Origin of the sequence: Thermococcus alcaliphilus (genome assembly GCF_024054535.1) — an archaeon.
GTDB lineage: Archaea > Methanobacteriota_B > Thermococci > Thermococcales > Thermococcaceae > Thermococcus_A > Thermococcus_A alcaliphilus.
The window spans coordinates 67,844-93,092 of record NZ_JAMXLV010000021.1; the positions used below are offsets into that span (position 1 = coordinate 67,844).

Consider the following 25,249-nt stretch of genomic DNA (forward strand, 5'->3'; position numbering starts at 1 on the left):
TAAGGGGTTTATTGAGTTGTTACACCCCTCTTAGCAATCCTTCCAGCTGGAGTTGCGGGCAAGTAAGCGCCTCCTGCAAAGGTTGCGCCACACTTCTGGCACTGCCATATTCCGGTGCTTATTCTCTTAACGGCTTTCCTTCCACATACTGGGCAAGTATGCTTTTGTCTCATCTTTTCCTCTACTGCTGCAACTCTTCTTCTGATCTTAAGACCATATCTTGGTCCAAACCTTCCAGCGGATCCAACTTTCTTTGTTCTTGGCATGATCATCACCTCTAATGATTATGACTGAGATGAATTTTAGGAAGTCATTTAAAAGCCTTTTCCTTCGAGTTAAGCCAGCAAATACTGAAGCTACTCCCTTTATAAACTTTTGCTAATGAGTTTAAAAAGAAGAAAACAAAAAAGGTCATTCTTTCTTGATGCTTTCAAGAACCACTTTTCTTATCTCTTCAGCCTTTTTATAAGCTAAATCCACAGCATAAACAACTTCTTCAAGCTTGAAGCTTCCTCCCTCGCTTTTCTGCACCGCTGAGATGTATCCATTTTCATCGGTTGTTATCGTTAGCTTGCCATCCATTACCTGTTCCTCTTCAAAGTTTGGATCTACTATCAAGGCGTTGCCTATTTTGGCAAAGCTCACTGGAATTGGGACTTTTGTTACTGGCAAGGGCTCGTATTCATCCAGAAGCTTTACTTCTCCGCTTTCCTCATCGTATTCAACTTTTGGTATCTTTGTGCTCAACAATGCCGCAATTGCACCGATTCCAGAAGCATCTAATAGATTCCCGTCGTGGTCGAGAACGTGTACGTCTATGAAGATCACCCTTACAAGCTTTCCAGGCACTATTACAAGCTTGCTCAAATCTACAGCCTGGCTTTCTCTTATTCCCCTATCTACAACTCTAGCCAGTTCTATTGCCCTCTCATCTGGCGGTCCTGGTTCAAAGGTCGGAGATGCTAACGGGACGAATTCGACGTTGGTTGTCATGACACCCATTTCCGGCAAATCTGGAAACGGCTCTCCAAAATCAACTTTTATTCCAACGAGAACTTGAGTGTTACCTAGTTTTACAAGAGCAGACCCTTCAGCCTTTTCTATGACGTTAGTTTCTATGGTTAGAGGCCTTAAATCTTCCGGCCCTCTTCCATCGATTCTTTTACCCTCTTTCAAAAGGTTGAGGATGTGGTCTCTCATTATTGATGCCATTACTTCCATTTTACTCACCTACCTCTTCCGCTATCTTGAGATACTTCTCCTTCAAAGCCTCTCTCTGCTTTTGATACACTGCCTTAGCTCCTTTTATTGCAAGCCTTACTGCTTCAAGGAATTCTTCCTTGGTGAGGTATCCGTCCATCTGGAGAAGAGTTATGTCGTTCTTAATGGGCATTATCGCAACTGGAACATCGGCTTCCCCATAGTTGTCCTCCTCTTTGTTTAGGTCAAGGACAATCTCTCCATCTATCTTCCCAGCGGCACATGCTGCAACTAGGTCTCTCATAGGAATCCCAGCATCTGCCAAAGCAAGGGAAGCCGCAGTAATTCCAGCTACCCTTGTACCTGCATCTGCTTGAAGTACCTCTATGAACACGTCTATGGAAGTTCTTGGAAATAGTTCAAGGATAACAGCTGGTTCAAGGGCTCCTCTAATAACTTTGCTTATTTCTACGCTTCTCCTGTCCGGTCCAGGCTTCTTCCTCTCCTCAACGCTAAAGGGCGCCATATTGTACCTAACTCTCAAAATCGCCCTGTCAGGCTTCTGAAGGTGCTTTGGATGAATCTCTCTAGGCCCATAAACTGCCGCTAAAATTTTATTCTTCCCCCATTCTACGTATGCAGAACCGTCTGCACTCTTCAAAACTCCAACTTCCATTTTAATCGGTCTCAGCTCGTACTTCTTCCTTCCATCAAGCCTCTTGCCATTCTCATCAATAAGCTTGAGTCCCTCAGGCCTTCCCATCATTTCTTTTCACCCTCTTCAATTTGGGGAACTTCTTCAATAATCCCCTGTTCTTTAAGCTCATGCAATCTCTTAATCAGCATCTCTCTAACCCTGTCAGTTAATCCCTGAGTGTGGCTTTCTCTGTCTACTTTTAGAATAGCCTCTATAGCCAGCTTTTCCAGCTCCTCGTTTCTTCCACTAACCCATACCCATCCATTTTGTCCTACTATTATCCTAGTGTTCGTAAGGTTCTTGATCATGTTTATCATTGAGCCTCCCTTGCCTATCAGGCGAGGCACTTTAGAAGGTGTTATCTTTACAAGCTGTCCTCCCTTTAGAGGTCCTCCATTGAAAGGCATTCCTTTTGTTATCAGGTCTATTTGATTGATTTCATTAAATGCCTTTACTTTTGCGTAGATTATGTCACCTATATCGAATATCTTTCTCAAATCTGTCTTTAAAATGTCTATTTTCCCTTCAACAGCATCCTGAACCCTCAGCGTGGCTTGATAGGGAGCACCTATATCGACCACCCAGTTTGAAAACTTTACGTCAACTATCTTCCCTATTACGCTATCTCCCACTTCCGGAATATACGGGCCTTCTAGCGGAACTACTGACACTGTATCGTTTGAAATCCTAACCAATCCAACTACAGTTGAGTAAATTCTGTTTCCCTCTTTAAAAGTTCCTCTTCCATTTTTGAACGGTCCCTGAGCCAAAAGCGTTCCTGGAACCACTAATTCCCTATTTTTTACAAAAATCTTCTTCATAGTCCCTTCCTCTCTATAAGTTTAGTTATTGCAGTGCCCTTTGTGAGGGCGTTTAATTTCTCATAAAATTCTTCCTCAACTCCTCCAGGAATTTCTATTAAAAACATCCATGAGCCATCGCTTCCCCATTCTTCTCTCTTTATATTTCCAAACTTTCTAACTTCACCGTAGGCTTTTCCACTGTATTCAGAGGGTATCTTCACTGCTATGACCTTTGTTTCTATTTTAAGCGGTAGAGCTCCTCTCAAAGCCTTTATAACATCTGGAACCTGAGCTTCGGCATCTTTGAATATATCTACCCTAACCCCAACTTCTTCCATTGCCTTCAAAATTCTCTCCGGAGGATGAGGATAGCCAGTTCTCGGGTCTACAGCATGCCTGTGAATTATCATCGCTATCTGCTTTTTCTTCTCTTCCAGCATTTCTCTTCTCTGCTGTGCGGTAAGCTGTACTTCTCCCTTCTTGAGGATTATCTTTGCCACTTCATAGGGATCACTTGTCCCAAAAATCTTCTGCATTTCATGTTCACTGGCTTTATCTCCCTTATGGGCGTCTTTAAAAACATAAGGGGTGGCAAGGATTTCTTCAATCGGAACATCTTTGCCCTCTTTGAAGTCTCTGGCTAAATATGGATCCACTAGTATTTCAAAAACTTCACCATGTGTCTTCAATCGAGCAATCACTGCCTTATCGACGCTTATGGGCATGCTGATCACCTCAGTAGTTGCTGTCTAGCTCGCTGTAGTCCTCTTCCTTCTCTGGAACCTCCTCCGCTTCAGCCTCTTTCAATGCCTCCTCAAGACATTTGGCAACTTCTTCTTTGCTGATCTTCTTGAACTTCTTCTCCTTCACTGTGATTACTGCCACTTCAATGCTCTCTGGAGATGGCTCTTCCATTGTCTTTGCAAGAGCGAGCACTGCAAGCTTTATGGCATCTTCGAGTGTCATGTCATCCTTGTACTTTTCCTCAAATATTGCCATTGCCGTGTTTCTTCCGCTTCCTATTGCAACGGCTTTCCATTCAAAGTAAGCCCCACTCGGGTCAGTTTCAAACAGTTCGGGCTTTTCGTTTACGCCCGCCATTAAAAGGGCAGCACCAAAAGGTCTAACTCCACCGTATTGCGTGTGCATCTGCTTTAGGTCGCAAATCTTTTTCACTAAAACGGTGAGCGGAACGGGTTCTCCATAAGTAAGGCGATAAATCTGAGCCTCCAAACGTGCTCTATCAACAAGAACTCTTGCATCGGCTATTATTCCGCTTGAAGCTGCGGCTATATGGTCATCAATCTGGAAAATCTTCTCATAGCTTTCGGGCTCTATGAGCTTGCTCGTTACTCTCTTTTCTACAGCCAGAACAACACCGTCTTTACACTTTACCCCAACGGCAGTTGCTCCCCTCTTAACTGCCTCCCTAGCATACTGTACCTGGAAAAGTCTTCCATCAGGGCTGAAAACCGTTATTGCCCTATCATATCCAGCTTGCGGTGGTACAAACGCCATTTTTCATCACCTCTAAAGTTATCGTAATCGGCTATATTAGGAATTCCTCAATTCCCTTTATATACTCTCCGATGTGTAAGTTATCGGGTTGATAATTAAATTTTTCTATCCTATTTCCATCCAAACTCCCTTAAGAATTTTAGCTTGAGCCTCCTTATAGTTCCCGACACTCCAAGTGTTCTTATTATTGCTTTTGAACCGTTTATCTCGGTAACCAAAGTGAGAGCAAATCGGAGCTCTTCAACATATTTCCTATCGCATCTCACAATCCCAGTCTGGGTTTTTTCATCAAATTTTATAAACCAGGGTTTTACCCTCGCGGTACCGAGCTCGCCCAGAGTTCTAAGAGAGGCATCCCATATGGCTTTTTTTATCTCATCCTTTTTAAACTCCCTTTCCCCAATGATTTGAAAAGCTATGTAGCGGTGCTTATCCCTTAGTGTTGGGGGCAAGGTTTTTGGTTTCTCTCTCATGAGAGAGCCTTCCGCATTTTGATTTATTAAATTATCTCAAAAACTTTTAATGAGTGAAGCTCAATTATTTATGATGAGAAGAGGAATTGCGGAGCTCCCACTTCACGGCGGACATGTGCCGAGATGGTTGGCTTTAAGAATGAAGAGGTTAGCCGAGCTTGTCTTAAAGCTTCTAGTCGATGAATACGGCACTCAAGGGGTTCTCGAAAGGCTAGCAGATCCAGTGTGGTTTCAAGCGCTTAACAATCTAATCGGCATGGACTGGGATTCATCGGGCTCAACCACCGTGACAGCTGGAATTATAAAAGAAGTTCTCTCAAGAGAAGAGCTCGGAATAAAAGCCGCTGGTGGAAAAGGAGCAAAGAGCAGACAAACCCCAGAAGAGCTGAAGAAAATAAGCGAGATCTACGAGCTAAACCCCAACGATTACATAAAGACCTCCAAGCTCGTTGCGAAGGTTGACACCGTTGCCCTGCAAAACGGCTACCAGCTCTACCATCACGTTTTCTTTGTTGATGAAGAAGGGAGATGGGCAGTTGTGCAACAGGGAATGAACCCTTCGGTCAAACTCGCGAGAAGATACCACTGGTTTTCCGAGAAGGTGGAGTCCTTTACCCTTGAGCCTCACAAGGGCATAAGCGGGATAAAAAGCGAATATGCTCTGAATACAATAGCTAAAGAGGCAAAAGAATATCAGAAAACTCTACTTGACCTAATAGCTGAAAGTCCAGCAAAGATTGAAAGAGAAGTCAAAAGCGTGGAAGCCATAACAAGGGGATACGTACCGTTTTACAAGCCCTATGAAAAGAGAAAGGTTCTGCCTCTGGTAGAGAGGTACCAGAGCCTTGGAAAGCTTGAGCTCAACAAGAGGGCATTGGAGCTGGCAAGGGAGCTGAGTGTGAAGAATTATGATGAACTTTTGCTGATTAAAGGCTTAGGGCCGAGCACTCTGAGAGCCCTCTCCTTGGTTCTCGAGCTTATCTATGACGTTCATCCCTCATGGAAAGATCCGGTAACTCACCCGCCTGATCCATTCAAGTTCGCCTATGCTGTCGGTGGGAAGGATAAAGTACCCTTCCCCGTTGAAAGAGGGACTTATGACGACTTGATATCATTTCTTGAGAAGCTCCTCGAAAAGGGCAAGGAGGAAAGAGAGCTCGTTAAACAGGTGACGAAGATAAGCAAGAAGTGGAGGTTTCCCGAGGAGGAAAAGAGGGCTACTTGAGAATGAGAACTTTCTTGGCGATGTGAACTTTTTAGATTTTCGTGCGGTTTTTCTACAGACTTTGTGCAATATACCTTATCAGCTGCACACCCCCCATAGAGAAGCCACTTCCAAAGTGGAACAACTCTGATCTTTGTTCCGGATTCGTTTATCTCCTCTTTTCCATGTATAATTCAATCAAGACTTTCCTATCTTTTAAAATAGCACTAATTTTCCGCCAGCGCTGAAACGTTACCTCGCAAAGTTTCATCAAAGTTGGTGGTTCCTTTTCGTAGGGGTGGTTTGGAGGAGGATTTTCTTGAAAACGTTTCGTTTAATTGTGAATTCAAACTTTAGAGAACCTAGCCTATAAGAGTTTACATTGTAAAAAGACGCCCGAAGGGCGTCAAAGTAAGAGAAACTCTCCTAAGATAGCTAGTATTTGTGGAATTCCATCCCAAAAGAGCCTTTTAGAGTGAAAATCCCTAGTAACAGGACAACATAAAAGGAACCACGAACCTTGATCAAACTTCGCGCAGGCAAGCAAACTTTTGGAAAAAGTTTGACCAAAAGAGTTCCCTTCTTACTAACAGGCAAAAACCAGTTGTGCACTACTCAAAAGCACTTTTAAAGGGGTTTACTTCCTAAATACACACTTTCAGATAGGTTTCAATCCAATTTTAGCGTCCACAGGACGCTTTCCTGAGTGAAACCCTCATAAAAGAGCATGCAAACAAGAAACCCAACTCATTTATTGTAAATCCTTAGAAAAGCACTTAACATTCCGCCAGCGCTTACGCAGGTAAGGGCTGTTATGGTGGGCCCGCGGGGATTCGAACCCCGGACCTCCACCTCGTAAGGGTGGCGTCATAACCAGTCTAGACCACGGGCCCGCCCAAACCATTAAAGTTGAAGTTTAAATATAAATCTTTCGCTCATGGAGTTTTCTTGAGCATCTCTTTAACAACTTCCGCTATAGCCCTTGCAACCGTCGGTGGAACCGACTCCCCAACGCTGTCATACTGCACGTTTCTTCCCCCAAGGAAGATGTGATAGTCCGGATAACCCACAAGCCTCGCCTGCTCTCTAACCGTCAAAAGCCTGTCCTCAAAGGGATGGATAAATCTGCTCGTCCCCCTAACCGTTGGGGCGGGCTTATAAGGGTGTAATCTTATCCAGTTCTTAAATCTACCTCCAAAGGAGTGCAAAGCCTCTCCCCATCCAAGCTTCGCAATTGCTCTTCTTTTCTTGGCCGAAAGCGGAACGTATTCGTGGTTTGGAATTTCTTCTTCAGAGAATCGTGGATCGGGAAGATCGCCTATTGCATCCCAGACCGTGAGCTTCTCATTGACCTTCGGAGGATTCAAAGGCACGTTGGATATGAAGACCCTCTTCCTTATCTGGGGCGTTCCATAATCATAGGCATCCAATATGTTGAAATAAACCTCATAACCAGCTTTTTTGAACTCCTTTTGGAGGGCTTCTCTCAGAGGGCCTTCCATAACCTGAGGAACTTCCTCCATAACGAAAATTGTTGGCTTAAAAGCCTTCAAAAATCTGATAAAATGGAGAACCAATCTGCCAATTGGATCATTGTAAAGCCTGTCGAGGGGGTTCTCCTTCCTCTTCAGGTTTATTGCGGTAAAGGGCTCACAGGGAGGACCGCCTATAATCACTTCAACTTCTCCAATCTCCCTTTTGAGCTTCTCCGCATCGAGCCTCTTGATGTCCTCAACAAAGACAATCGTTTCGGGAAAATTGATCTGATAGGTCTTTGCTTTTGGAGGAAAGTTCTCTACAGCGGCGACTATCTCAAATCCCTCTTCTCTAAATCCTCTGCTGAATCCCCCCGCACCTGCGAAGAGATCTATTACCTTCATCCATCCACCGAAAAGGGTATAAAAGCTAAGCTTTATAAGGTTTTCAAAGTACTCAAGAGAGGCGAGACCGGTGGAGCGAGAGATCACCGAAGAGAAGCTTAAAAAGTATTTTGAAATCACAAGAGAAGCCCTTGAAAAGCTTGAGATAGCAGTCCATGAAAAAAGCCTCCTCTTCTCTGTAGCGCAAGACTTTTTAACCATGGCAAAAAGCTACTATAGCGACGCTGAATACTACTACAAGAAAGGGGACTACGTCACAGCATTTGCCGCTTTGAACTACGCACATGGCTTTATTGACGCAGGGGTAAGGCTTGGAGTGTTTAAAGGTGAAGATGACAGACTATTTGCATTCGGGTGAGGAAGATGGGAGATTATATAGTCGTCCTTGAAGCTCCAATAATAGTGAGAGACGTTGAAAGTGCCGAAGATGCGATAAACGTTGCCGTATCAAAGGTGGCAAAGGCACTAAACAAGGAAAAACTCGACTTTGTGAGGGTTGAAATCGGCTATTCACAATGCCCTGTTTGTGGGTCACCATTTGAGAGCGCGTTTGTTATCGGGAATGTGGGCTTGGTTGGAATTTACCTAACGCTTAAGGTGTTCAATGCTCAAAGCCTTGAGCACGCGGAGAGGATAGCCAAAGCCGTTGTTGGAAAAGCCCTAAAAAAAGTACCTTTAAAAGTTTTTGAGATTAAAGAGCTCCACAACGGAAAAGAAAAAGAGGGGATAGAGATAAACGATAACAACGGCGTTTGAGTTTTACAGCCTTTTTTTCATTTTTCGCTGGGATTTATAATTTGGAGTTTATCGTTTTTAGCTTTTTCTAAACAAAGCTTTTAAGCTTCCTTGCTGCAAAGGACAACATAACTTTTGGAGGTTTTGACATGGCAAAGTTCATCTTTGTAACCGGTGGGGTCGTGAGTGGACTTGGAAAGGGAATAACTAGCGCCTCATTGGGCATGCTCATGAAATCTAGAGGATTCAGAACTACAAACATCAAAATTGACCCGTACATCAACTACGATGCCGGAACAATGAGTCCATACCAACATGGAGAGGTCTTCGTGCTCGACGATGGAGGAGAGGTTGACCTCGACCTTGGAAACTACGAGCGCTTTTTGGACACAAACCTAACATTTGACCACAACATCACAACTGGAAAGGTATACTCCACTGTTATAGAAAAAGAGAGAAGAGGAGACTATTTAGGTGCAACTGTTCAAGTTATTCCTCATATTACCAACGAGATTAAGGAGCGCATAAGAAGAATAGCCGAGGAGTATGATGTTGTCGTCGTTGAAATAGGAGGTACAGTTGGAGACATAGAGAGCATGCCCTTCCTTGAGGCAACCCGTCAGATGCAGCTTGAAGAAGGGAGAGAAAATGTTGCTTTTGTTCATGTAACCTACGTTCCAAAGCTTAAAGTTGTTGGAGAGCAAAAAACAAAGCCTACACAGCACAGCGTTAAGGAGCTGCGCTCCCTTGGAATTCAGCCTGACGCAATAATAGCTAGAAGTGAGGATCCACTGGAAGAGGGGGCTAGAAAGAAGATAAGTCTCTTCACAAACGTGCCAGAAGAGGCAGTAATAAGTGCCTATGACGTTGAAGACACCTATGAAGTTCCTCTCCTCCTTGAGAGGGAAGGGCTTGGCAAATACTTGACCAAAAGGCTTGGACTAGAAGAGAGGGAGCCAGAGCTAAGGGCATGGGAAGAAATGGTCAGGAGATACAAGGGATTGAAAGATGAGGTGGAGATAGCGATTGTAGGAAAGTACGTTAAGCTTGCTGATTCATACCTCAGCATAAAGGAAGCATTGAAGCATTCAAGTGTTGCCAACGATGTTAAGGTAAAGATAAGGTGGATTGAGGCAGAGGACTTAGAAAAAGAAGGCTTCAAGCTCCTTGAAGGGGTTCACGGTATAATAGTGCCCGGCGGATTTGGTGCAAGGGGTAGCGAGGGCAAGATTATGGCCATCCAGTATGCGAGAGAAAATGATATCCCCTTCCTTGGCATCTGCTTTGGATTCCAGCTAACCGTGGTGGAGTTTGCAAGACACGTTCTCGGTCTTGAAGGAGCAAATTCAACCGAAATAAATCCACAAACGCCGTATCCAGTTGTTGACCTCATGCCAGAGCAGAGGGGGCTTGACAAGCTCGGCGGCACGATGAGGCTTGGGGCATATCCAATCAAAATAAAGGAAGGCACCCTTGCCCACAGGCTCTACGGTACGGAGCTTATATACGAACGCCACAGGCACCGCTGGGAGGTAAATCCTGAGTACATCGAACGGCTCGAAAAGGCTGGTCTTGTCTTCAGCGGCATAGCTGGAGACGATGAAAGGAGGATGGAGATCCTTGAGTTGCCGGATAAGCGTTATTTCATAGCGACCCAGTTCCATCCAGAGTTTAAGTCAAGACCTATGAAACCTGCACCTGTGTTTAGAGGATTGGTAAAAGCGGCAAAAGAAATGAAAGGCTAAAATTCAAACTCCAATACTTTTTCTTCTTTTTCCTTCTCCGAGAGCTCAAGGTAGAACATCAAACCTCCAATGGCCATTAAAGCTTGAATTATCGCCTGGAATGGAGCTTGTAAAAGGTTAGCTATTAAATTCGCCATAAAGTCTGTTCTACCAAAAAACAGCACACCAATGAAAGATGCCGGAACCGCTAAAAGGAAAAAGATTGATACAGCAAGCAACGCTCCAAAAGTCATGGAAGAGAGTTTATTCCTAAACGCTAGTGAAAAACAGGCTAAGGAGGCGCTGATGGAATTGCTCATAACATAGATAGGCACTGCCATCGAGCTTGCCCCTATCACAAATAAAACGAGTGGGATTTCAACTAAGAATAGGAGAAAGACTAATGCCGGATTTCCTCCAGAGATGAAGAGCAAAACTCCGAAGACGAAGAGGGGGATTGAGAGTATTGCAAAGCTTATAATTCCAACGACTAAAATCGTCAAAAACACCTGAAAGACGTGCATTATTCCCTCGTATATTAGATCAACGAGGGAGTATTCCTTTCCTTCCTCTGCCATTAAAGCCCCTTTTATCATGGCATACTCACTCAACGCCTGGAGGAGAAGGGAGATAACCATGAAAATCAGTAAAAACTTGAAAAAGTTTGCAAACTCGGCAAGCATCTCTTCAGAAAACGCGCCATGCTCCTCAAAGATAACGCTCTCATTGCCACCTTCTTGAAATTCAGAAAAGCTTCCAAACATCGGCATCTCCTTGACAAGGTAAGCTGAAACCGGGCTTAGGATGATTGAGATAATCAGCGGAATTAGCAAGAGCTTGGGATTTTTTGTAATAACTACAATGGTTCTGGCGAAAGCATTTACAGCTCCCATTCCCACCACCAAGCGAGATAGAGGGGTCATGGTTTTAAGGATTTTGGAAAGGGAAAAGATTTATAAGCAAATCCCTAAAATGCCCATAGGGTTAAGATCATCATGAGGTGAGAGTTATGGCTATCTGGCAGGGAAGATCACTCAAAAAGCCTTCAGGTGGAAGGATTATACTCGCAAGAAAGAAGAGAAAGAGGGAACTCGGAAGAGAACCAGCCTTTACAAGGGTAGTTGAAGACAAAGAAGAGAGGAAGATAATCAGAACATACGGCGGCAACAGAAAGGTCAGACTCGTAAAGGCACTCTATGCAAACGTTTTCGAAAACGGAAAGGGTAAGAAGGTAAAGATAATCAGCGTAGTTGAGAACCCAGCCAACAGGCAGTACGTAAGAAGAAACATCATCACAAAGGGTGCAATAATCCAGACAGAGATTGGAAAGGCAATCGTTACCTCAAGACCAGGCCAAGATGGTGTTGTAAACGCAGTTCTCATTAAGGAAGAAAACGCATGAGTTCTTCTCTTTTTCTGCGAACCTTTTATATATTCTGAACCCCTATTTATTCCGGTGTGAGTAATGGAATACTCGCGCATTGAAAAGATACTCGCGAGTTTGTTTGTCGTTTTTCTTCTTCTGGCGAGCATAAACTTTCTCAGAGAGCTTGAGAACATTCCCCAAAGACCAAATTATGAATATTATCAAGAGAAGTATGGGATAAAGGCTCTTCTCGAAAACCAAAGCCGCTTAATGGAACTTGACAGACAGCTATTTGAGGTATATCAAAAGGCAGAGGGCAACCTAACCGAAGCTGAGAGAGTTTACCTCTTCAAAAGAGAAGAATATAGAGTTGCACTCGAGAGCGGGAACACAACAGAGGAACTAAAGACAGAATACCTAAAAGCCAAAGAAGAATACGAGAGAGCCTACTTCCAATACCTTGGGGCAAAAAGTGCATACGAACAAACGCATGAAAAACTGGAAGAGCTTAACTCAAAAATCCAAGAGCTCATGCAGAAGGCAAATGAGGAATATAGAAGAGCTTACAACGCCTACAGGCTTAAAGCTCTAATTTTAAAACTTTTATTTGCCGTTCCGATTTTCATAGCATCGCTTTTACTCCTTCGGAGGTACAAAAACATCTACACTTCATCTTTGATAGCGTATTCTTCGCTGTTGCTTATCTATCTCCTCCTCTCTGCAATATGGAGTACAGTCCAGCTTATAGGCTTAAGTCTCTTTGGAGCATTTGCAACGCTTTTAGCGCTCTATTACTTGAGAAAGGAGTACTTCAAGCCTGAAAGGGTGTATAAAAGGAGAATCGCCCAAAATAAGTGCTACAACTGCGGCTTTCCTATAAAGGACGATTATCTTTACTGCCCTAACTGTGGAGCAAAACTAAAAGAAAAGTGCGAGCACTGTGGAGCCCTAAAGCCTATTCACCTTCAATTTTGCCCATACTGTGGGCAATAGCTTCCATTTCTGGTTTTAGTATTTTTATTACCCTTTCCTTTAGCTCTTCTATTCCAATTCCCTTTTCAGCAGAAATCCTCAGGGGTTTGATTCCCTTAGCTCTGAGGAATTCCTCGATCTTTTTTATCTTTTCCTCATCTGCAATGTCTATCTTGTTGAGGACCACTATAAACGGGAACTCCCCAAATTCTTCGTAGATTTCCTCAAAAAGGTGCATTTGCTCCTCTATTGGGAAACCACAGTACTCACTCGGATCAAAGATGTAAATTATCAGCTTACCGAGATGCTTTAACGCCAAAATCGCCTGCTTCTCTATTTCATTTCTCTCGCTCAATGGTCTGTCCAAGAGACCGGGAGTGTCTATAACCTGATACTTCATCCAGTGCTCCTCGAACTGCCCAACGTTTATACCCTTCGTCGTGAAAGGATAACTCGCCACTTCAGGCTTGGCGTTTGTGAGTTTTCTAAGCAGTGTGGATTTTCCAACGTTTGGGTGGCCGGCTATCACTATAGTGGGAAGGCTGAGGTCAATTACGGGCATATCTTTGAGAACGTCCCTGGCTTTGTTTAGGTATTCGAGGTTTTCGGCTATGTCCTTTATAACGCTTGCAACCCTGCCGTAAAATTCCCTTCTCAGCTGTGCAATCTCCTTTGGATCCCTGGAATACCTAATCTTTTCTACGTATCTCTCTTCAAGTGTCCTTATGGTCTTTATCGCCCAGTTTATTGAAGCAAGAGCCTTATGGAAGGTTCTCTTATCAACCAGCGTGTCAAGAAGCTCCTGATAAAAAGGAGGTAGCGTTGAAACCCCAGGAGTCCTGTCAAGGACTTTCCTTAGGTTGTCCCTAATAACGTTTGAGACGGTTCTTATTCTAAGCTCCTCCCTCTGCCTAGCTTTACTAACTACACTTCCCCTTGGATTAAAGGCAGAGGCAGCTTTCTCAGCTCGCCTAAAAGCCTTGTCAATGATCTCATCCGCAAGAAGTATTGTTGGCATCTTTTCAAATGGATTTTTCATGATCTCTCACCTTTCCTATTTTTCTCGCCGTTAGTGACTCTCTCAATAGGTTTTTAAAGATGTTGATCAAATTTCTTAAGAGGGAGAAAATGCAGGAAGAAATTGTTCTTGATAACTACCTTGAAAAAGTCGTGAGCTCACTTGAGAAAAAGTCCCCAAAGGAGATTCTAAGCTATGCTATTTTTAATGAAGAGGAAGAGGCTAAATACTATGCCGAACTTTCTAAAAAAGCTAAAAGAGAGAGCATTAAACTTCTGTTCATCCAGATGAGCGAAGAGAGTGAAGAACACAGAAACAGGCTTTACACCCTTTTCAAAAAACTTTATCCCGGTGAGGAGCCAGTTAAAGTAGAGGCTCCTCCTATTGAAGTTCTTCCATTCTACCCGAAATTTGAAACTGTAGATGATTACCTGAAAGCTCTCGAGTACTGCATGGAAAGTGAGCTCTTCGCAAAGAAGGCTTACGAACTGCTCGCTCAAAAAGCCGAAGATGAGGATGTCAAAGCCTTAGCCCTACAGCTGGCACTCTTTGAAGAAGATCATTACAAGAGAATCAAGAAGGCTTATGAGCTCTTTACAGCCGTTAAACAGGGGAGTATTGACTTAACAGGTCTTTCTTCCATGGGTTATCTTTTTAGTGACAAAATAAAAGCTCGATATTTATTTTTGGAAATCTTGGAGGGTCGTAAGGGTGTTGTATTCTCAAGGGACTCTCCAGAGGGAATCAAAAGATGGATAAAAAGAGAGATAATCTCTTTTTGGATAACCTCCAAAACGTGCCAGCGATGCATAACTCCCAGAAAACTGCTGGAGTCTTTAGAAGACATTCCCAAAGAGGAAAATCTCGTGATCTTGATAGAGAATATAGAGACGCTTAGAATAGCAGCAGATAGCTTTGAAGAGTTCTACACAAACATATCAAAGCTTAAGGACGAGGCGACAGCAAAGAAGTGCTACGTTATTTTATGCGGAAACAAAAGGGCATTTGAAGATAAAGAATGGGCTATACTGGAATCGGAGTTCAAGCATGTCTCATAGCCTCTCAAGCATTTTTGGAATCTCTTGAGGCTCTAAGGCTGTCTCCACAATGTAGCCCTTTTCCACTAAGATTTTGTTGAAAAGTCCTTCTCTTTTCCAGCCGTCTAAAGTGAAATCTCCATAAAACATGACCTCTGGGAGGAAAATTACTCCCAAATCCACCTCTGGCAGTTTTTCAACTTCTCTAAGGACGTCATGAGCCGTTAGTAATCCAGCAGTACCTATGTTTCCTCCGAAGAAGTCGTTCTTGACCATGACAACGTTTATTTTTGGGAAGAGGCGCTTGATTTCTGGATAAGCGAGCTCCCCGGTGAGAATGTAAGTTGGTAAAGATGGCTCGATGTCAAAGGGCTCCAAGGGAACTTTGAACTCACCAAGAAGAGCCTCAAAAATTGGTGAGATGACTATCTTTAGGCTCAGCTCTTTCTGCTTCTCAAGGGCGACGTTTTTAACAAAAAGAAGCTCCTCCCGTGTTAAAGCTCTAGTCCTTGAGTACTTCGTAACCCCAATTGGGAAGAGCCTAACTTCATGGACACCAAATCTATCCAAATCATCCAGAATCTCACCTATATCGGAGACGTTGTAGCCGGGAGTTAAGATTATGTCCGCTATGACCCTAAAGTTCTCCACGACCTTTGGTAAAAGGTCAATGACTTTTCCGGCGTTTCTGTTCTTCATAAGCTTAATCCTAACGTCTTTCTTTGTTGTGTGGAGGGATATCTGGATTTCATCAAGCCCAGCTGAGTAAAGGCTTTCAATCCTCTTTTCGTCAAAGCGGACGTTTGCACTTGTATCTGTAACCCTTATCCACAAATCGTAGTGCTTCCTTGCATAGGCTATTCTGTCCTCAAGCTCCGGATCGTTGAGAGTATCATGTTTGGAAACTCTGTATATCATCTGGGGAGGATTTTGCATAAGGTAACAAAAAACGCAATCGTTACCACATGAGCCCGCCTTAGAGGACGGAGGAATTATCAGCAGGTCTTCCCTCTCATCTACCATGTCAAGCTCATATTTGGTAATCTTCCTGAGCTTGTAATCCTCTGTTAGCTCATACATGTGGGAAAAATTAAAATGAGGGTTTAAAAAGAATTGGATGGATAAATTATCCTACTTTCCCGCTATTCTAACGTTCTCGAAGGCCATTGAAGGCACAACCATGCTTCCTCCGAAGGGCAGTACTTTTTGCTCTTTGCTTACCGCGTAGAGGTTTGGCAACAGCTCATAAACGTTGCCGCTCATCATGAACACTGTAGCGCCCTTTACCTCCCCATTCTCAATTAGAAATGCTGGATTAGCTACAACGGCAAAGTTTCCATTGTCTGGGTTGCTTGAATGAGCTCCCTGGAAGCCATCTACAAGATAGCCATGCTCTATCTCCTCGATAATCTCTTCGAGGCTTCTCTTGCCGTTCTCAATCACGACGTTGTGGAACCCTATGCTTATTCCTCCGGTAGACAGGTTCCTCTTTCCATTTCCAGTGCTTTCAGTTCCGTGAATCTTTGCCCAGTAGTTGTCCCATATAAAGCCTTTGAAAACTCCTTTCTCCACTATTACATTTCTCTTCGTTGGAACGCCCTCATCGTCCGCTATAACCGGGTTTATGCTGAGCTCGTGAAGCGGATCGTCATAGATTGTGAGGAGCTCGTTTGAAACACTTTCACCTATTTTATTAGCTAACGGAGTTGTGCCCTTGACAAGCCTCTCTCCACTGAATGCCGGGAATAGTGCATAGGATAAAAGGCTCGAAACTGCCCATGGTTCTACTACTACTTTTGCTTCCTCTGTCTTGCTTTTTTCGGTTTTAAATGCCCATTTAACTTTTTGCAAAGCGTTTTTAACGACGCTTTCTATATCAAGCTTGAGGGAAAGCTTAGCATCGAAGTCAAAAATGCCGGGGGTCACTTTTCCTTCCCTCATCCCAACGAGTTCAATGTAAAAGAAAGCCCCTCCGCCTTCTTGAGATACGTTAACACCGTGGGAATTCATTATCAGGCTTTCTCCCCATTCTGTTCCGCCACCGCCACCTGCAACAACTATCCCTTCTTCCGACGCCATTCCAATGCCTTCTTTCGCGAGCTCCACGAAGTAGTCTGGAGAAACTTCTTTAAGTTCTTTATCAACTTTTCTTGGCTCTCTGTACTTTCCAGGCTCTGGGAATGAAACCCACTTTTCATCGGGCTTGTTGAGCTTTGCCATTTTATATGCTCTCTCTACAGCCTCTTTGATTTTCTCTTTATCTCCGCTGTCAACGATGGCAACTCCAAGCCTTTTGTCTTTAACACCCCTAACAACGGTAACAACTCTCTCCCTTAAGGCTGAAGTGGAGACCTCATTGAGCTCAATTTGAACACCTGCCTCCCTGCTCTTGTACATGGCAATCTCAAGCTCATCAAAGAATCTTTCTCCAAAACGAATTAGCTCTTCCATCTTTATCACCCTATTATTATTCCCCCATCAAAGCGCATATGTGGCCCACCAGAACTTACAAAAGCCGTCTGTCCTTTTCCACATCTCCCCATTTCGAGACCAAAGTCATTTCCTACGGCACTTATCTTCTTTAATGCTTCGATGGCAATTCCGCTTATTGAAGTGTCCCTTATGGGCTTTGTTATCTCGCCGTTCTCAATCATGTAGCCCTCTTGAACTCCTACTTGGAAGGCTGAGTTGAGCTGTGCCTGGCCTCCTCTGAAATCAACTACATAATAGCCGAACTTGATGTCCTCTATCATCTCCTCAAACTTCCAGTCTCCCGGCTCAAAAATTGTGTTACGCATTCTTATTATCGGGGGATAGGTGTAGTTTTCAGCCCTCGCGTGGCCGTTTGGCTCCATATTCCACTTGTGGGCATATTCTCTGTTGAGCATTATCTCCTTCAAAATTCCGTTTTCAATTATGTGAATGTCTTTGACCGGAACGCCCTCATCGTCATAGCGGTCGTTTCCAAAGCCCCCTTCAACTATGCGCTCGCTCATTGTAACGTATTCCGGAGCAATCTGCTTTCCAATCAAATCTTTAAACGGAGAGTTTATTGTCAAATCCGCCTCTGCAAGGTGTCCAAGAGCTTCGTGGGCTATAATGCCCACCACTATCGGCCCGGCAACTATTGGGAATTCTCCCCGCTTTGGTGCAACGCCCTCTAACTGTGCATGAACTTTTCTAATGACCCTCTTGGCGACTTCTTCGTTGGGCTCTTTTTCTTTGAAAAGCTCCCAGCCGTAGTCTACCGCTCCGACCTCATCTCTTGCAGCGGCAAGCCTTTCCCCTTCCTTGCCAGTTGCCCAGACATACTGCCATACGTAGTTCAAATCCCACTTTATCTTTGTACCCTCGTTTGTTATGAGGATCTTTTCCCCGCTTGCGTCTTCATAGCGAAGCCACGTTGATTTTATGGCTCCGTCTTCTTTGAGAAGAGCCTCCAAGTCCATTAGCCTCTCAACTTTTTCCTCTATTGGGACTTCTCTGGGCTTTATTTTCATCTTGCTCTTCACTACATCCTCGTGAGTCTTTATCTCTGCAAGCTGAATTTTCTCCTTTTTGGCTTTTGCCGTTGCTTTTGCAAGTCTGTATGCGCTTTCTATGGCTTTTTCAAGGTTTTCAAGTCTGTTTGTTGAGGCAAATCCCCAAGCTCCATCTGCTAGAACCCTAATAGCAACTCCCATTTGTCCCTTGCCTGCAAAAGTCGTGAAAGTTCCATCCTTGAGCTCCAGAGTGTTCTTGCTGATGTTTTCATAGCGGATTTCTATGTAGTCCGCTTTGAAGTTTTCGAGAGCCCAGTTAAGGGCTTTTTCTAATCTATCTTCCATGCATATCACCCACAATCTAAAGGTTTAGATAATCATTTAAATTAACACCCAGGACTATAAAAGCGTTATCTCGAGCAAAGATGTATACAAAAGAACGTTTAGAGGAGAAAAATATAAATCGGTCAAGCGGGGAAGATGTTAGGGGTGAGAGAATGTTTGATGTAATTGCAATAGGAAACCTCAACTATGATATAACCCTCCTCGTGGAGAGATTTCCCGAGTTTCATGAGAAGGTAATTGCCAAGAGAGCCCACTTCGGATTGGGGGGTGCTGCAGGCAATACCGCTTCTTGGTTAGCCCATATGGGAGTTAAGGTGGGATTTATTGGAGCAGTCGGTAACGATGAGATTGGCGAGGCACACATAAACTATTTTAAGAAGATTGGCGTTGATGTGGGGGGCATTAAAGTTGTTAACGAGCACTCGGGAATAGCTATCTCCCTGATAAAAGGAGAGGACAAGAGGATAGTAAAGCACCTCGGTGCTAACGCATACAGAGACGTTGATTTTGAGTACCTTTCCAAAGCTAGGCACATCCACATGTCATCAAACCCAAAAGAGCTCATTGAAAAGACTGCTAACTTTGCCTTTGAGAATGGAATTTCCGTTTCCTTGGATATAGGTGAGGCTGAGGTGCCAAAGTCTGTTGAAGACAAAATAACCTACCTGCTGATGAACGAAGATGAGTTCAAGCGAAAGTATGGAAGCCTGGAGAAAATCCATGATGTTAAAGCTAAAAACGTCATCATAACATTAAACGGTGGTGGAGCGATGGTTAGAGATGATAAAGGAAAAGTTTTTGAGATTAGAGGGCTGAGTGCTGAAGTAGTAGATTCCACCGGAGCCGGAGATGCCTTTGATGCTGGATTTATTTATGGGATTCTTAAAGGATGGGAGCTGAGGGATGCGGCAAAACTTGGAACTCTACTAGCATATCTAACGGTACAGAAAGTTGGTGCCAGAAGCGCAATTATTCCACTGGAGGAGATTAAAAAAATAGCAGAAGAGCTGAACTTAGGACTTCCCTTTTAGTAGCTCTTTAAGCCAACGGTTTTTGCTTGCTTTTCGCTCCACTTGTATCCCAAGTATCCCAAAAGGGCATAGAGCAGAGAAAGAACTATAAGATAGGAAATCTCTCCAACAGATTTTTCATAGCCATAGGCAACAACTTTTCTTACGGCTTCACTAGTTGGGGCATAGGGAAGGATTTTCGCCATTATCTGCAATCCCTTAGGCAAGATTGAAATTGGATACATCGCACCGCTTAAAGCAAAGACCAGCATTTCAAGAATCGTTATAAACGGACCCGGGTCTTTTAAATAAAGAACGATGCCAGCGGCGGCCATTCCCATCCCTATCATTCCCACCGTACCCACAAGCAACACTGGGAGGGCTTTGATAAAATTGAAGAAGTTAAAGCTAATGTCAAATATCACGACAAAAAGGGGAATGTAAATTGCCATGTAGATTAGTGACAAGAAAATTCTGGTAAGAACGTTGCCCATGAAAAACGTCAGTCTCCTTATTGGGGCTGCAAAGGAGTACTCGAGGGTGCCAGCATAGAGTTCATCAACAACGCTCCACACAAAGCCGCTTAGAAAAGTCAAGCCAAAGCCCAATACCATAAATCCCAAGACTGCAAAAGTCACGTAGTCTGAGTATCCAGTAAGCTGTTGAAGTGCGGGGGAATTTCTCTCTCCGGTGAGGCCTATTCCTATCAGCAGAGCCTGGCCAACAAAGAAAAACCCCAACATGACATCGCTGATAAACCACACCCTATAACTCAAGAAGATTCTCCAGCTCTTAACTGCAACACCGTAAAGCGCTCTGAGTTCGTTAGTAACCTCCATAACCAACCACCCGGGTTATCTTTTCAGCCCATTTGAAAATTAGATACCCAATCATCCAGTAGAGAGGAACTAAAAAGAGAAGCCACACTATCTCCCCTTGTATTTCTGCGTAGGTTTTTCCAACAAAGATTGCCCTAACAGCGGAGGCAGCATGGGTAAGTGGAAACACCTTTGAAAAAGCAACCAGCCATTTGGGCATTACACTAAGGGGGAAGAAGACGCCGGAGAAAAAGAGCATTCCAAACTCAAATATCTGAGCAAAAGGCCCTATGTTCTTTAGAAGCATCACAAGCCCAGCAAAGATGAACCCAAATCCCAAAAAAGCCAATAGTGATGCCAGAATAATTGGAATAGACTTCAGAATTATTGCAAACGTGAGAGGAATATCAAATATCAAGGCACCAATTACAAAGACGATTCCCATGAGAGCAGAATCCATTAAAAGCCAGCTAACAGCCAATCCGGAGAGGAGCTCTAAAATCCTCGCTGGAGAAAGAACATTCATCTCAAAGGTTCCCCTTTGGAGCTCTCTCCTTACTCCCCATACATAAGCTTCCATCGGCGAAACTGAAACCCACCACAAAACGTAGCCAATCAAAGCGTACGTTGGATAATCCCCCATGCCCGTAGAGCTCGCCAAAAGCTGTGAATACCTCCCTCCAAGGACAGCCTGCCCAAAGAAGACAAACTGAAGAAGGAAAACTAACCCAACGAGAATAGAGCTTATTACCCTCAAAGGATACCTGAAAAACATCCTAAATTCCTTCTCTATTACAGCAGGCAATATCAATCCCTTAACCCCCTTCCGGTGAGCTTTATAAAAACGTCCTCAAGAGTTGGCTCTTTCTGTTCTACGCTTATTATTTTCGCTCCCTTCTTTACAAGCCACTCGACTAGCTTGGGAAGCTCTTCCTCATCCATCTGGCCTCTTAAGGTTATAATTCCCCTTTCGGAATCCTCATCTACAACCGCCATTCTCCAAGGTAAGCTATCAAAAGTACCCTCCCATTTGAGGCGTATTTCCACGGCATCTTCGTCTTTAACAAGTTTTTTAAGCCCATCCGGAGTATCGAGGGCTATAATCCTACCATGGTCTATTATGGCTATCCTATCACAGAGCTGCTCCGCCTCGATCATGTAGTGAGTCGTTAGGAGGACGGTTTTTCCTTTCTCATCAACAAGCTTCCTTATAAATTCCCTAACGAATATGGAGCTCTGCACATCTAAGCCTAGGGTAGGTTCATCCAAAAACAGAACTTCCGGGTCGTTTATCAAAGCCTTTGCTATAGCCAGCCTCTGCTTCATCCCCCTCGAGTAGTTCATAACCAAATCATCTTTCCTCTCCCACAGTCCAACCAATCTGAGGAGTTCTTCAATTCTTTCTTTTTCCTCTCTCTTGGGGACATAATAAATCCTCGCAAAATATTTCAGGTTTTCGTACGCACTCAAACGCCAGTAAAGAGTTCTCTCTCCCTCTGCCACAAGGTTTATTCTCTTTCTAATTTCCCTTGCATCTTTCCTTATATCATATCCCAAGATTTTCGCTTCTCCTTCAGTAGGCTCAAGCAGAGTGGTTAGCATTTTTATTGTAGTGGTCTTTCCAGCCCCATTGGGCCCAAGAAGGCCAAAAAGTTCGCCCTTTTTAACCTTAAAGCTGATGCCCTTAACCGCCTCAACCCATTCTACCTTTCTTAACGGGAGAGGAATCTTTTTAGGATACCTCTTCTTCAAATCAAAGACCTCAACTGCATACATAACTGTTCCCCTAAGATACTCATGCTGATCAGAATACATAAAGATAGTGGTTTTTAACATGCAAAGGCTTAAAAATGGTAACAAAGATAAACCATAAAAAAGACTGCAAAAGGCTTAAAGGGCAACTGTATCATGGAGGTGGCTTCATTGGAAATAACAATTGAGAAATTCAAGCCGAAAGTTACCCGGCCTTTTAAGAGGAAAAACGAATACTGGGTAAAGCTCATAGATGAGAGTGGCGAGTATATAATGAAGTTTAAAACCCCTCTAGAGGCTGAAGATGCAATATACGGGCTTCTTGATCTTCAGGTTTATGGTGGTAAAGTTAAGCTAAAGCTTAGAGAGGGGAATGTTATAGAAGATATTCAAATTCTTGAGCTCTATAAGCCCTCTGCAAAGGAGCTTGTTGATGAGTATTTTAGCGAATAGCTGAAGTCCTTTTTTGTACATTAAGCTTCTTTTTTCGACAAAAACCTATATATACTACGGAGCCCAAATATATAATTAGTGGGTTCATACAGCGTTCACAAAATCAATTTTTAAGATAAAATCCAAAGACTTGGAGGTCTTACTTATGGCCAGAAGAAAAAACAAAGAACTCCTGAAATTCGCAGAGGAGATAGGCGGAGAAGAGGCGATTGAGGTAATCAAGGCTCTCGAAAAGAAAAAAGAGGCAACCGATGAAGAGATAGCGGAGATGACTGGAATTAGGGTAAATACCGTCAGAAAAATCTTATACGCCCTCTACGACAATCAGCTTGCAGAATTCAGAAGGGTTAGGGACAAAGATACAGGATGGTACTACTATTACTGGCGCCTCGAAACAAGGAGATTACCGGAAATCATAAGAGCAAGAAAAATGCAGGAGCTCAAAAGATTAAAAGAGATGCTTGAGGAGGAAACTAAAGAAGTCTACTACCACTGCGGAACTCCCGGTCATCCAAGACTGACTTTTGATGAGGCAATGGAATATGAGTTCAGATGCCCTCTGTGCGGTGAAATGCTTATGCAGTACGACAACAGCGAAATAGTTAAAGAGCTCCAAGAAAAAATCAAGAAGCTTGAAAAGGAACTGGGAATAAAGGCGTGATTTTTAACTTTAATGAACTGCGGGGATGATAAGATGGAGATTGTTATTCTTGAGAAGATATATGGCGATAGGAGTGGCTTTGAAAAGCTCAATAAAAAGCTTAAATCCCTTATTGGAGATCTGGAAGTTTCGTGGAAGATAGGGATCACTCAAAAACAATGGGCTAAAATATCCCTCGAAGGAGAAGACGAAGAAATTTCTGCAAATCTCATACGGGAGGAGTTTGGGGAAGTTCCATATAAGTTAAGCAAGGTAAAGGAAGGGGAAACATACAGGGGAAGGTTTATTGACCTTGGAAAAGTAGGTTATGGAGTCTACGTTGACATTGGAGTATTCTCGCCGACCCCAAAGGATGTTTTGATCCCCCTTTATTATCTCAAGTCCACCTTTGGAGACAAGCCGGCTAGACAGTTCATAAGAGAGTTTGGCTGGGTAGATCATTTGCCAGTAGAATTAGAAATCACAAAAGTGGAGTTTGGGGCTAGAGAGATGGAAGGAAAATTCAGCGAAAGGCAGCTAAAACAAATAGAAAAGTGGACAACCGATGGATATGACAAGATATTCGTCGCTGGCACAATAAGTGAAAAGGTCGAAGAAGCACTAATAAAAACAGGACATTCAAGAGATGTAAAAAGACTCGAAGAGCTTGGACTTATGGAAACTCTTTTGGTTCTTAAAAAGGGCACACAGGCCCCTGGAATTATTAAGGAGATAGGACCTCATCTAAAAGCCGCGGTGTTTGGGGCAATTAAGTTTGAAGAGTGAGCTCACATATCAGTCTAACTGCAAGAGCTGAAGAGATGTACTGAACCATTGGGAAGAGCTGAGAAGAGTAAGCCAATAACGGAATAAAGACAACTAGAAGCCAGAAGAACAATGCCTTTCCCCCTCTCATATTTAATACTGATCTTCTGAAGTTAAACAACAGATAAGATATTAAAATCAGTTGAAGAATTCCCTCCCTCAAAAAGACGAGAAGAGAGCTAGGATCAAAAGATAGGGAAATAGTTGGAATTGAAAAAACATTTATTCCCAAAATAAAGAAGGTAATGCTCAGACCAACGTAAATGGAATTTCTTATAGACTTTGTTGGAAAGACAAAAAACGTGAAAAATGGAAAAACAATCAGATAAGGCCACACCAAACTGCACGCCGCAACTATAAGTGAGAGGAGAAAGACGTGCCCTATTACCTTAGGGCTTTCTTCCGTGAATTTTGCATTTAGTGTAAGCGCTGCAACAAGGACTAAGAGAAACACGCTGATACTCGTGGAAAGATCTGTAATAGAGCCCCTGAAAGAGGGAGACGCAAACGTAAGTCCAAAAACTAGAAAGCCGAGCTCCCTATATGGCTTTGGAGCTGTAAAAAATATCAGAGTGGACGTGAAGAAGAGGATAAATAAATGAAGAACAAGGAGGGCTTCTTCCGTCGGAGAATAGACTTGGAAATAGGAATTGAGAGCAAAAGATAGAAGCGAGCCTTTATCCCCCAGCAAGGCACTTTGAAAGGTATTCTTAAGGAAGTCTTCGCCGATAGTAAAGGGCATCGAGTTTGAAATCCAGAGTGCAAAGAGAGACATCACGAGAAGGTAGAAAAAGTGAGTATATGTTCCATGCCTGGAGAACAAAAACGCAAAGAAAAGCGATAAGAGAATACCTGCGAATAAGAGAGCATATTCCTCTCTGTTTCTGAATCTGTAATGCTGTGAAAATGCCTTTTCTATGAGATATATGTTATTCTCATCTCCCGTGAGGAACACGAGGTTGTTGAGAACTATAACGGATGGTTTCAAAGAAGCCTCTGGAGGTAATCCCGTTAAATTCCAGAGCTTTTTCATCTCTGGGTTGTCGTACACATTCCCAACAAGAACCAGAACTTCATCTCCTCTCGCTTTAAACCGAGAAAGCTTCTCATCAACGTACCATCCCCATGCTTTAGAATAGTCGCTCTCTCCGGTGATCACATAATATGTCTTCCCATCAGATAAAAACTCTTCAAAGGCATTTTCATTGGGATAGAACTCTAACTGAGACGCAGAAGCCAGGGGAAGCATAAAGAGGAGCATCATGACTAAAAATTTCTTCATTTCCTCCACCGAATA

28 protein-coding genes and 1 tRNA gene are annotated in these 25,249 nt (G+C 43.4%); 11 read left to right on the top strand and 18 right to left on the bottom strand.

The window, feature by feature from the left end; all coding sequences use genetic code 11:
- Positions 1-8: 8 nt before the first annotated feature.
- From NF859_RS06900 to NF859_RS06930, 7 genes are all read right to left on the bottom strand, one after another.
- Positions 9-266 (bottom strand): 50S ribosomal protein L37ae, encoded by a 258-nt coding sequence (locus tag NF859_RS06900; RefSeq protein ID WP_004066570.1) that lies wholly within the window; start codon positions 264-266, stop codon positions 9-11.
- Between the two features lie 145 nt (positions 267-411).
- Positions 412-1,221 (bottom strand): exosome complex protein Rrp42, encoded by an 810-nt coding sequence (gene rrp42, locus NF859_RS06905; RefSeq protein ID WP_252743594.1) that lies wholly within the window; start codon positions 1,219-1,221, stop codon positions 412-414.
- 1 nt (position 1,222) lies between these two features.
- Positions 1,223-1,966 carry an exosome complex exonuclease Rrp41 gene (gene rrp41, locus NF859_RS06910; RefSeq protein WP_004066574.1) on the bottom strand — a complete coding sequence of 248 codons (744 nt, stop codon included), beginning with the start codon at positions 1,964-1,966 and terminating at the stop codon, positions 1,223-1,225.
- Positions 1,963-2,718, bottom strand: a complete 756-nt coding sequence (rrp4, locus tag NF859_RS06915) for an exosome complex RNA-binding protein Rrp4 (protein WP_252743595.1) — start codon at positions 2,716-2,718, stop codon at positions 1,963-1,965. Before rrp4 ends, rrp41 begins: the two co-directional genes overlap by 4 nt.
- Positions 2,715-3,425: a ribosome assembly factor SBDS gene (locus tag NF859_RS06920; protein WP_252743596.1), complete on the bottom strand. Its 711-nt coding sequence runs from the start codon at positions 3,423-3,425 to the stop codon at positions 2,715-2,717. The genes rrp4 and NF859_RS06920 overlap by 4 nt, the downstream gene beginning before the upstream one ends.
- Positions 3,426-3,435: 10 nt before the next feature.
- Positions 3,436-4,218, bottom strand: a complete 783-nt coding sequence (gene psmA / locus NF859_RS06925; RefSeq protein ID WP_252743597.1) for an archaeal proteasome endopeptidase complex subunit alpha — start codon at positions 4,216-4,218, stop codon at positions 3,436-3,438.
- A gap of 110 nt (positions 4,219-4,328) precedes the next feature.
- Positions 4,329-4,691, bottom strand: coding sequence for a ribonuclease P protein component 2 (locus NF859_RS06930; protein WP_252743598.1), 363 nt, complete (start codon positions 4,689-4,691; stop codon positions 4,329-4,331).
- 70 nt (positions 4,692-4,761) lie between these two features.
- On the opposite strand from NF859_RS06930, the gene NF859_RS06935 reads away from it, so the two are divergent.
- Positions 4,762-5,916 carry a DUF763 domain-containing protein gene (locus NF859_RS06935; protein WP_252743599.1) on the top strand — a complete coding sequence of 385 codons (1,155 nt, stop codon included), beginning with the start codon at positions 4,762-4,764 and terminating at the stop codon, positions 5,914-5,916.
- Positions 5,917-6,710: 794 nt separating this feature from the next.
- Here NF859_RS06935 and NF859_RS06940 read toward each other — a convergent pair.
- A tRNA-Val gene (locus tag NF859_RS06940) sits at positions 6,711-6,788 on the bottom strand.
- A 42-nt stretch (positions 6,789-6,830) separates the two neighbouring features.
- Positions 6,831-7,775, bottom strand: a complete 945-nt coding sequence (locus NF859_RS06945) for a DNA cytosine methyltransferase (RefSeq protein ID WP_252743600.1) — start codon at positions 7,773-7,775, stop codon at positions 6,831-6,833.
- Between the two features lie 70 nt (positions 7,776-7,845).
- On the opposite strand from NF859_RS06945, the gene NF859_RS06950 reads away from it, so the two are divergent.
- The 3 genes from NF859_RS06950 to pyrG all read left to right on the top strand — a co-directional run bounded on the left by NF859_RS06950 (position 7,846) and on the right by pyrG (position 10,255).
- Positions 7,846-8,133, top strand: coding sequence for a DUF357 domain-containing protein (locus NF859_RS06950; RefSeq protein ID WP_004066878.1), 288 nt, complete (start codon positions 7,846-7,848; stop codon positions 8,131-8,133).
- Positions 8,134-8,138: 5 nt separating this feature from the next.
- Positions 8,139-8,531: a DUF555 domain-containing protein gene (locus tag NF859_RS06955; RefSeq protein WP_252743601.1), complete on the top strand. Its 393-nt coding sequence runs from the start codon at positions 8,139-8,141 to the stop codon at positions 8,529-8,531.
- A 128-nt stretch (positions 8,532-8,659) separates the two neighbouring features.
- A complete protein-coding gene (pyrG, locus tag NF859_RS06960) occupies positions 8,660-10,255 on the top strand; it encodes a glutamine hydrolyzing CTP synthase (protein ID WP_252743602.1) in 1,596 nt (531 codons plus the stop codon).
- Here the strand turns inward: pyrG and NF859_RS06965 are convergent.
- On the bottom strand, positions 10,252-11,136 hold the full coding sequence (locus NF859_RS06965) for a hypothetical protein (protein WP_252743603.1): 885 nt from the start codon (positions 11,134-11,136) through the stop codon (positions 10,252-10,254). The genes pyrG and NF859_RS06965 overlap by 4 nt on opposite strands.
- A gap of 107 nt (positions 11,137-11,243) precedes the next feature.
- Here NF859_RS06965 and NF859_RS06970 point away from each other — a divergent pair, with 107 nt between their 5' ends.
- Positions 11,244-11,636, top strand: a complete 393-nt coding sequence (locus NF859_RS06970) for a 30S ribosomal protein S8e (protein WP_004067041.1) — start codon at positions 11,244-11,246, stop codon at positions 11,634-11,636.
- Positions 11,637-11,699: 63 nt separating this feature from the next.
- Positions 11,700-12,593: a zinc ribbon domain-containing protein gene (locus tag NF859_RS06975; RefSeq protein WP_252743604.1), complete on the top strand. Its 894-nt coding sequence runs from the start codon at positions 11,700-11,702 to the stop codon at positions 12,591-12,593.
- Here the strand turns inward: NF859_RS06975 and NF859_RS06980 are convergent.
- Positions 12,556-13,611 (bottom strand): NOG1 family protein, encoded by a 1,056-nt coding sequence (locus tag NF859_RS06980; protein ID WP_252743605.1) that lies wholly within the window; start codon positions 13,609-13,611, stop codon positions 12,556-12,558. The two genes, NF859_RS06975 and NF859_RS06980, sit on opposite strands and share 38 nt — an antisense overlap.
- A 59-nt stretch (positions 13,612-13,670) precedes the next feature.
- Here NF859_RS06980 and NF859_RS06985 point away from each other — a divergent pair, with 59 nt between their 5' ends.
- Positions 13,671-14,648: a ferritin family protein gene (locus NF859_RS06985; protein ID WP_252743606.1), complete on the top strand. Its 978-nt coding sequence runs from the start codon at positions 13,671-13,673 to the stop codon at positions 14,646-14,648.
- On the opposite strand, the gene NF859_RS06990 is transcribed toward NF859_RS06985, so the two are convergent.
- From NF859_RS06990 to NF859_RS07000, 3 genes are read right to left on the bottom strand one after another with little or no spacing between them, the layout of a single operon-like run.
- Positions 14,643-15,707 carry a DUF512 domain-containing protein gene (locus NF859_RS06990; RefSeq protein ID WP_252743607.1) on the bottom strand — a complete coding sequence of 355 codons (1,065 nt, stop codon included), beginning with the start codon at positions 15,705-15,707 and terminating at the stop codon, positions 14,643-14,645. The two genes, NF859_RS06985 and NF859_RS06990, sit on opposite strands and share 6 nt — an antisense overlap.
- Before the next feature lie 51 nt (positions 15,708-15,758).
- Positions 15,759-17,078: a TldD/PmbA family protein gene (locus NF859_RS06995; RefSeq protein ID WP_252743608.1), complete on the bottom strand. Its 1,320-nt coding sequence runs from the start codon at positions 17,076-17,078 to the stop codon at positions 15,759-15,761.
- Positions 17,079-17,083: 5 nt separating this feature from the next.
- A complete protein-coding gene (locus NF859_RS07000) occupies positions 17,084-18,454 on the bottom strand; it encodes a TldD/PmbA family protein (RefSeq protein WP_252743609.1) in 1,371 nt (456 codons plus the stop codon).
- A gap of 152 nt (positions 18,455-18,606) precedes the next feature.
- Between NF859_RS07000 and NF859_RS07005 the strand changes: the two genes are divergently transcribed.
- Positions 18,607-19,485, top strand: a complete 879-nt coding sequence (locus NF859_RS07005) for an ADP-dependent ribose-1-phosphate kinase (RefSeq protein WP_252743610.1) — start codon at positions 18,607-18,609, stop codon at positions 19,483-19,485.
- Here the strand turns inward: NF859_RS07005 and NF859_RS07010 are convergent.
- Genes NF859_RS07010 through NF859_RS07020 form a run of 3 tightly spaced genes read right to left on the bottom strand, consistent with a single transcriptional unit; the run spans position 19,482 to position 22,058 of the window.
- A complete protein-coding gene (locus NF859_RS07010) occupies positions 19,482-20,303 on the bottom strand; it encodes an ABC transporter permease (RefSeq protein ID WP_252743611.1) in 822 nt (273 codons plus the stop codon). The genes NF859_RS07005 and NF859_RS07010 overlap by 4 nt on opposite strands.
- Positions 20,290-21,093 (bottom strand): ABC transporter permease, encoded by an 804-nt coding sequence (locus NF859_RS07015; protein WP_289846444.1) that lies wholly within the window; start codon positions 21,091-21,093, stop codon positions 20,290-20,292. The genes NF859_RS07010 and NF859_RS07015 overlap by 14 nt, the downstream gene beginning before the upstream one ends.
- Positions 21,090-22,058 (bottom strand): ABC transporter ATP-binding protein, encoded by a 969-nt coding sequence (locus NF859_RS07020; protein WP_252743612.1) that lies wholly within the window; start codon positions 22,056-22,058, stop codon positions 21,090-21,092. Before NF859_RS07020 ends, NF859_RS07015 begins: the two co-directional genes overlap by 4 nt.
- Positions 22,059-22,205: 147 nt before the next feature.
- Between NF859_RS07020 and NF859_RS07025 the strand changes: the two genes are divergently transcribed.
- From NF859_RS07025 to NF859_RS07035, 3 genes are all read left to right on the top strand, one after another.
- On the top strand, positions 22,206-22,487 hold the full coding sequence (locus tag NF859_RS07025; RefSeq protein WP_004067064.1) for a hypothetical protein: 282 nt from the start codon (positions 22,206-22,208) through the stop codon (positions 22,485-22,487).
- Positions 22,488-22,617: 130 nt separating this feature from the next.
- Positions 22,618-23,148 carry a transcription factor E gene (gene tfe / locus NF859_RS07030; protein ID WP_289846445.1) on the top strand — a complete coding sequence of 177 codons (531 nt, stop codon included), beginning with the start codon at positions 22,618-22,620 and terminating at the stop codon, positions 23,146-23,148.
- A gap of 33 nt (positions 23,149-23,181) precedes the next feature.
- The gene (locus NF859_RS07035) at positions 23,182-23,913 is read left to right on the top strand and encodes a DUF2110 family protein (RefSeq protein ID WP_252743614.1); all 732 of its coding nucleotides are present in this window, start codon (positions 23,182-23,184) and stop codon (positions 23,911-23,913) included.
- Here the strand turns inward: NF859_RS07035 and NF859_RS07040 are convergent.
- Positions 23,897-25,234, bottom strand: coding sequence for a hypothetical protein (locus tag NF859_RS07040; protein WP_252743615.1), 1,338 nt, complete (start codon positions 25,232-25,234; stop codon positions 23,897-23,899). The genes NF859_RS07035 and NF859_RS07040 overlap by 17 nt on opposite strands.
- Between the last annotated feature and the right edge of the window lie 15 nt (positions 25,235-25,249).

Coding starts and splice junctions, on each gene's coding strand:
- NF859_RS06900 (WP_004066570.1), bottom strand. CDS start 266: ATGCCAAGAACAAAGAAAGTTGGATCCGCTGGAAGGTTTGGACCAAGA.
- rrp42 (WP_252743594.1), bottom strand. CDS start 1,221: ATGGAAGTAATGGCATCAATAATGAGAGACCACATCCTCAACCTTTTG.
- rrp41 (WP_004066574.1), bottom strand. CDS start 1,966: ATGATGGGAAGGCCTGAGGGACTCAAGCTTATTGATGAGAATGGCAAG.
- rrp4 (WP_252743595.1), bottom strand. CDS start 2,718: ATGAAGAAGATTTTTGTAAAAAATAGGGAATTAGTGGTTCCAGGAACG.
- NF859_RS06920 (WP_252743596.1), bottom strand. CDS start 3,425: ATGCCCATAAGCGTCGATAAGGCAGTGATTGCTCGATTGAAGACACAT.
- psmA (WP_252743597.1), bottom strand. CDS start 4,218: ATGGCGTTTGTACCACCGCAAGCTGGATATGATAGGGCAATAACGGTT.
- NF859_RS06930 (WP_252743598.1), bottom strand. CDS start 4,691: ATGAGAGAGAAACCAAAAACCTTGCCCCCAACACTAAGGGATAAGCAC.
- NF859_RS06935 (WP_252743599.1), top strand. CDS start 4,762: ATGATGAGAAGAGGAATTGCGGAGCTCCCACTTCACGGCGGACATGTG.
- NF859_RS06945 (WP_252743600.1), bottom strand. CDS start 7,775: ATGAAGGTAATAGATCTCTTCGCAGGTGCGGGGGGATTCAGCAGAGGA.
- NF859_RS06955 (WP_252743601.1), top strand. CDS start 8,139: ATGGGAGATTATATAGTCGTCCTTGAAGCTCCAATAATAGTGAGAGAC.
- pyrG (WP_252743602.1), top strand. CDS start 8,660: ATGGCAAAGTTCATCTTTGTAACCGGTGGGGTCGTGAGTGGACTTGGA.
- NF859_RS06970 (WP_004067041.1), top strand. CDS start 11,244: ATGGCTATCTGGCAGGGAAGATCACTCAAAAAGCCTTCAGGTGGAAGG.
- NF859_RS06975 (WP_252743604.1), top strand. CDS start 11,700: ATGGAATACTCGCGCATTGAAAAGATACTCGCGAGTTTGTTTGTCGTT.
- NF859_RS06980 (WP_252743605.1), bottom strand. CDS start 13,611: ATGAAAAATCCATTTGAAAAGATGCCAACAATACTTCTTGCGGATGAG.
- NF859_RS06985 (WP_252743606.1), top strand. CDS start 13,671: ATGTTGATCAAATTTCTTAAGAGGGAGAAAATGCAGGAAGAAATTGTT.
- NF859_RS06990 (WP_252743607.1), bottom strand. CDS start 15,707: ATGTATGAGCTAACAGAGGATTACAAGCTCAGGAAGATTACCAAATAT.
- NF859_RS06995 (WP_252743608.1), bottom strand. CDS start 17,078: ATGGAAGAGCTAATTCGTTTTGGAGAAAGATTCTTTGATGAGCTTGAG.
- NF859_RS07000 (WP_252743609.1), bottom strand. CDS start 18,454: ATGGAAGATAGATTAGAAAAAGCCCTTAACTGGGCTCTCGAAAACTTC.
- NF859_RS07005 (WP_252743610.1), top strand. CDS start 18,607: ATGTTTGATGTAATTGCAATAGGAAACCTCAACTATGATATAACCCTC.
- NF859_RS07010 (WP_252743611.1), bottom strand. CDS start 20,303: ATGGAGGTTACTAACGAACTCAGAGCGCTTTACGGTGTTGCAGTTAAG.
- NF859_RS07020 (WP_252743612.1), bottom strand. CDS start 22,058: ATGTATGCAGTTGAGGTCTTTGATTTGAAGAAGAGGTATCCTAAAAAG.
- NF859_RS07035 (WP_252743614.1), top strand. CDS start 23,182: ATGGAGATTGTTATTCTTGAGAAGATATATGGCGATAGGAGTGGCTTT.
- NF859_RS07040 (WP_252743615.1), bottom strand. CDS start 25,234: ATGAAGAAATTTTTAGTCATGATGCTCCTCTTTATGCTTCCCCTGGCT.